Genomic DNA, 4,907 nt, shown 5'->3' on the forward strand with positions numbered 1-4,907 from the left:
GGTTTGGGGCTGGGCGCATTGTAGGGATGCAGTCCCGCCATATCGTGTCAGGAGGATTTAGGGGACAGCATGGGCTCTGGCCTGGTTTGGGCCTTGGGGCAATCCATGCTGCGCCCCCGGGGGCGCGGCACTATGCTGGGGGCAGCCACAACGGGGATGCGCGCATGCGGCTCGGGATCTATCTGTTCGACGAGGTGGAGGTGCTGGACTTTGCCGGCCCCTTCGAGGTCTTCAACACCGCCAGCCGCCTGGTCCACCGGGCCGATCCGCAGGCCACGCCGCCCTTCGAGGTGCTGACCCTGGGGCCGAGTCTTGCGCCGGTCCGGGCCCGCGGCGGGCTGCTGGTCACGCCCCAGCGTGTCTTCAGCGAGGCGCCGCCGCTGGACCTGCTGATCGTGCCCGGCGGCGTGGTCACGGCCGAACTGGCACGCCCGGGCCTGAGTGACTGGCTGCTGCGCCAGAGCCTGCATCTCAAGGCCCTGGCTTCCATCTGCACCGGCGCCTTTCTGCTGGAGAAGGCCGGTCTGCTCAACGAGCGCGAGGCCACCACCCACTGGGAAGATCTTGAGGATCTGCAGGCCGCCTCCCAGGCCTCGGGCTCCCTGCTGCGTGTGGTGGTGCATCAGCGCTGGGTGGAGGCCCGGCCCTGGGTGCACCATGGCGGACGCTGCCGCCTTTTCAGCTCGGCCGGCATCTCGGCAGGTATCGATCTGAGCCTGCATCTGGTGGCCGAGTTCGCCTCGGTGGATCTGGCGCGGCGCACCGCGCGCCAGATGGACTATGACTGGCGGGCTGCCAACGGCACCGTGCTGCACTCGGTCTGGTAAGCGCCTGCCCCGCGGCTTCAGGGCGGGGGCGGCAGCTCCAGGGCCATCAGGTCCTTGCCGATCAGGCGCCCATCGGCCAGCTTGAGTGCGCCCGGCAGCTGGCCGTAGCGCCTGAAGCCCAGGGACTCGTAGAGCCTGATGGCGCCCTCATTGCCGCTGCTCACGCTCAGTGTGGCCATGCGGATCTCGGGCTCGGCGCCCAGCAGGCGCAGCGCGCAGTAGAGCAGGGCCCGGCCCAGGCCGCGGCCCTGCTGCTCATCGGCCACCATCATGCCCACCACATGGGCGATATGCCGGATCTTGGCCCGGCCCTCACGCTCGCAACTCACCGCGCCCACCAGCTGCTCCCCGCGCCAGGCCGTGACGGTGAACATGCAGCCCACGCCATTGGCCTGGCTCAGGCGGTTGCGGTAGCTCTCGGCGCTGCGGCCCCGCTCGCTGGCAGCGTCTGAGGTGAAGGCCTCGTCATGGGCCGACAGCATGGCGTCGCGCAAGCGCTTGTATTCATGCAGATCGCCCTCGCGCAGCATGCGCAGCTGGATGCCGGCCGGCAGGATCAGAGCCTCGGGGGAAAGAAGGTTCAGAATTCGGGCGGGGCGGCAAGGAGCGCTGGCTGGGCCTGCAGTGCCGCCAGATCGGCGGGGTGGTTGAGGTTGGCGAAGGCCCGCAGGTCGTCGGCACGCTCGAAAGCCACCTCGACCGCGCCCTGGCTCTGCATCCACTCGCGCACGCGGCGTCCGCCCCGGGCCAGATAGTCGCGCAGGGAGGGGGCGAGATCGCGGCGCAACAGACAGCAAGCAGGATGCAGCCGCCCCTCGCGATCGCGCGGATAGGCGACTGGGCGCGCAGCACCGGCCATGGCCTGGCTGCCGGCCCACAGGCGCGCGGCGAGATCCTGGGGCAGGGCGGGCAGATCGCAAGGCGTGCACAGCAGCCATTCGGTCTTGCAGGCGAGCAGGCCGGCGAGCATGCCGGCCAGCGGGCCGGCAAAGGCCTCGCCGGCACACAAGCTGCGCTCATCGCTCAAGACCTGGGCCTGCGGGTCCAGTGCCTGCGCCAGTGCCAGGTATTGCTGCTGATGGCGGTTGGCGCTCACCAGCAGCCGCCCGACCTGGGGTGCAAGGCGGCGCAGCACATGGGCCGCCAGCGGCTCGCCATGCAGGGGCAGCAGGCCCTTGTCCTGCCCACCCATGCGGCGCCCCTCACCGCCGGCCAGCAGCAGGCCGCTGAGGGACTTGCGCTCAAGTGCTGCCATGGCCCGGCCCCTCCTGCTCCGCGGCGCCCGGGAATTCGTCGCCCTTCAAGGAGGGGCCCTTCATCACGGCCACCACCCAGCAGCCGACCAGCCAGACCACGATCATGGACAGGCCAAAGAAGATGCCCCCCAGCACCATGAAGTCCACCAGCTGGGCGGCGCGCTGGGCATCGTTGTGCAGGCCGGGCTGAATGAACTGCTTGGCCCAGGCGCCCACCAGCCAGGGCAGACCCAGAGCGGCCGCCAGGGCCCAGAGCAGCTGGCGCCGCAGCCGGGGGGTGAACCAGTCGCTGAGTGCGCGCCGCAGAGTGAAGGGGGGCTGCTGGTCGGGACTCATGATCGAAGTGAGTGAGCGATGCTCAGCCGCCGATGTAATGCATCTCGACACGCCGGCTGCCATCGCCCGGCAGGGCCTGCCCCTGACCGCGCAGCTGCGAATAGCGGTCATCGCGGCGCGACCAGAGCGCGCCCAGGGCGGCGCGCATCTGCGCATCGCTGGCGCCGCCGCGCAGCAGGGCCCGCAGATCATGACCGGCATGGGCGAACAGGCAGGTGTAGAGCTTGCCCTCGGTGGACAGGCGGGCGCGATTGCAGTCGCCGCAGAAGGCCTGGGTCACGCTGGAGATCAGGCCGACCTCGCCGCGGCCATCGGCATAGGCCCAGCGCTCGGCGGTTTCACCCGGCGCAGCGGCATCAAGCGGGCGCAAGGGGAACTCGGCCTGCAGCCGCGCCAGCAGCTCGCGCGAGGGCAGGACTTCGTCCATGCGCCAGCCATTGGTGGCGCCCACGTCCATGTATTCGATGAAGCGCAGCACCACCGCGCCGCCGTAGTGATCGCGGAAATGCCGGGCCATGGGCAGGATCTGGTCTTCGTTGACCCCGCGCTTGACCACCATATTGACCTTGACCGGCCCCAGGCCCACGTCCAGCGCCGTCTCGATGCCGCGCAGCACCTCGCCCACCGGAAAGCCCACATCGTTCATGCGCTGGAACACGGCGTCGTCCAGCCCGTCCAGGCTGACGGTGATGCGCTGCAGCCCGGCCGCCTTCAGGGCAGCGGCCTTGCGGGCCAGCAGGGAGCCATTGGTCGTCAGGGTCAGGTCCAGCGCCTGACCCTCGGGTGTGCGCAAGGCGGCCAGCATCGCAATCAGGCTCTCGATGCCGCGCCGCAGCAAGGGCTCGCCGCCGGTCAGGCGCAGCTTGCGCACGCCCAGGCCCACGAAGACGCTGGCCAGGCGGGTGATTTCCTCGAAGCTCAGCAGTTCGGCATGGGGCAGGAACTGGTGGTAGTGATCAAAGACTTCCTTGGGCATGCAGTAGCTGCAGCGGAAGTTGCACCGGTCCGTGACCGAGATGCGCAGATCGTGCAGCGGGCGACCCAGGGCGTCTGCCACCAGGGCGCCTTCGGGCAGGGGCTGCAAGGGCAGGGGCGGCACCTGGGCTTGCCGCAAGTCCATCACGGGGATCACGCGCTCTGACATGGCGCTGATTGTGCCCGCTCTTGCCGGGCCAGCCGGCTCTGGGGCCGGCCCGCGCGCATGGTCCGACCCAGCCTGCAGAGGTGATTAAATGGCTGTATATTTGTACAGTATTCAATCTGGCCATGCCGCCCAGCCCACCGTGGACCTGAATCGCAAACTCGCCATCCTGGCCGATGCTGCCAAGTACGACGCCTCCTGCGCCTCCAGCGGCACGGACAAGCGCGACTCCGCCGACGGCCGCGGCCTGGGCTCCACCGGCGGCATGGGCATCTGCCACAGCTACGCGCCGGACGGTCGCTGCATCTCCCTGCTCAAGGTCCTGCTGACCAACCACTGCCAGTACGACTGCCTCTACTGCGTCAACCGTGCCAGCAGCAATGTGCCGCGGGCCCGCTTCCGGGTGGAAGAGGTGGTGCAGCTGACCCTGGACTTCTACCGCCGCAACTGCATCGAGGGTCTGTTTCTGTCCAGCGGCATCGTCAAGAGCCCGGACTACACCATGGAGCAGGTGGTGGAGGTGGCGCGCCAGCTGCGCGAGGCCCATGGCTTTCGCGGCTACATCCATCTCAAGACCATTCCCGATGCCAGCGCCGAGCTGCTGGAGCGCGCCGGCCGCTACGCCGACCGGCTGAGCATCAATATCGAGCTGCCCAGCGAGCAAGGCCTGCGTGCGCTGGCGCCCGAGAAAGACGGCCAGGCCATCCGTCGCTCCATGGGCCGGCTGCGCAGCGGCATCGAGGCCGCGCGCGAGCCGGCGGTGCAGCCCATACGCGTGCTGCCCGGCGCCCGGCCGCGGCCGGCGCGGCCGCCGCGCTTCGCGCCCGCGGGCCAGAGCACCCAGATGATCGTGGGCGCGGACGGCAGCGATGACCGCAGTATCCTGGCCACCAGCGCCGCGCTCTACCGCGGCTACCGCATGCGCCGGGTCTACTACTCGGCCTTCAGCCCCATTCCTGACGCGGCGCAGGCCCTGCCGCTCAAGCCGCCGCCCCTGCTGCGCGAGCACCGGCTCTACCAAGCCGACTGGCTGATGCGCTTCTACGGTTTTGCCCATGAGGAACTGGCCCTGGACGGCCAGGGACTGCTGCGCCTGGATGTGGACCCTAAGCTGGCCTGGGCCTTGGCGCATCCGGCGCGCTTTCCGGTGGACCTGAACAGCGCGCCGCGCGAGCTGATGCTGCGCGTGCCGGGCCTGGGGCCGGGCATGGTGGAGCGTCTGCTGCAGGCGCGGCTCATGGGTCAGGCGCCAGAGCAGGCGGTACATCAGGGCAACACGGCGCGGCTCGCGGTGCAGCAGCACGCGCTCGCACAGGGCCACAAAAGCCGGCGGCACCCGCACCAGGG

Annotated in this window: 6 protein-coding genes; 2 read left to right on the forward strand and 4 right to left on the reverse strand. The window is 69.8% G+C overall.

What is annotated here, in order from left to right; genetic code table 11:
- Nucleotides 1-164 precede the first annotated feature (164 nt).
- Nucleotides 165-827 carry a DJ-1/PfpI family protein gene (locus ACK5F2_RS17365; RefSeq protein ID WP_409866948.1) on the forward strand — a complete coding sequence of 221 codons (663 nt, stop codon included), beginning with the start codon at nt 165-167 and terminating at the stop codon, nt 825-827.
- Nucleotides 828-844: 17 nt separating this feature from the next.
- Here ACK5F2_RS17365 and ACK5F2_RS17370 read toward each other — a convergent pair whose 3' ends face one another.
- From ACK5F2_RS17370 to moaA, 4 genes are read right to left on the reverse strand one after another with little or no spacing between them, the layout of a single operon-like run.
- Nucleotides 845-1,357 (reverse strand): N-acetyltransferase family protein, encoded by a 513-nt coding sequence (locus ACK5F2_RS17370; protein ID WP_409866951.1) that lies wholly within the window; start codon nt 1,355-1,357, stop codon nt 845-847.
- A 50-nt stretch (nt 1,358-1,407) separates the two neighbouring features.
- Nucleotides 1,408-2,082 carry a molybdenum cofactor guanylyltransferase MobA gene (gene mobA / locus ACK5F2_RS17375; RefSeq protein ID WP_409866953.1) on the reverse strand — a complete coding sequence of 225 codons (675 nt, stop codon included), beginning with the start codon at nt 2,080-2,082 and terminating at the stop codon, nt 1,408-1,410.
- Entirely contained in the window at nt 2,069-2,419 is a 351-nt protein-coding gene (locus ACK5F2_RS17380; RefSeq protein WP_409866955.1) for a hypothetical protein, read from the reverse strand. Before ACK5F2_RS17380 ends, mobA begins: the two co-directional genes overlap by 14 nt.
- Nucleotides 2,420-2,441: 22 nt before the next feature.
- Nucleotides 2,442-3,563 (reverse strand): GTP 3',8-cyclase MoaA, encoded by a 1,122-nt coding sequence (moaA, locus tag ACK5F2_RS17385; RefSeq protein WP_409866958.1) that lies wholly within the window; start codon nt 3,561-3,563, stop codon nt 2,442-2,444.
- 139 nt (nt 3,564-3,702) lie between these two features.
- Here moaA and ACK5F2_RS17390 point away from each other — a divergent pair.
- Nucleotides 3,703-4,907 (forward strand): putative DNA modification/repair radical SAM protein (locus ACK5F2_RS17390; protein WP_409866961.1); only part of this gene is annotated, 1,205 nt, incomplete at its 3' end.

The organism is Roseateles sp. (genome assembly GCF_046300915.1).
GTDB lineage: Bacteria > Pseudomonadota > Gammaproteobacteria > Burkholderiales > Burkholderiaceae_C > Kinneretia.

Excerpts from the sequence above, each read along its gene's own strand:
- ACK5F2_RS17370 (WP_409866951.1), bottom strand. The coding sequence starts at position 1,357 with ATGCTGCGCGAGGGCGATCTGCATGAATACAAGCGCTTGCGCGACGCC.
- moaA (WP_409866958.1), bottom strand. The coding sequence starts at position 3,563 with ATGTCAGAGCGCGTGATCCCCGTGATGGACTTGCGGCAAGCCCAGGTG.
- ACK5F2_RS17365 (WP_409866948.1), top strand. The coding sequence starts at position 165 with ATGCGGCTCGGGATCTATCTGTTCGACGAGGTGGAGGTGCTGGACTTT.
- mobA (WP_409866953.1), bottom strand. The coding sequence starts at position 2,082 with ATGGCAGCACTTGAGCGCAAGTCCCTCAGCGGCCTGCTGCTGGCCGGC.
- ACK5F2_RS17380 (WP_409866955.1), bottom strand. The coding sequence starts at position 2,419 with ATGAGTCCCGACCAGCAGCCCCCCTTCACTCTGCGGCGCGCACTCAGC.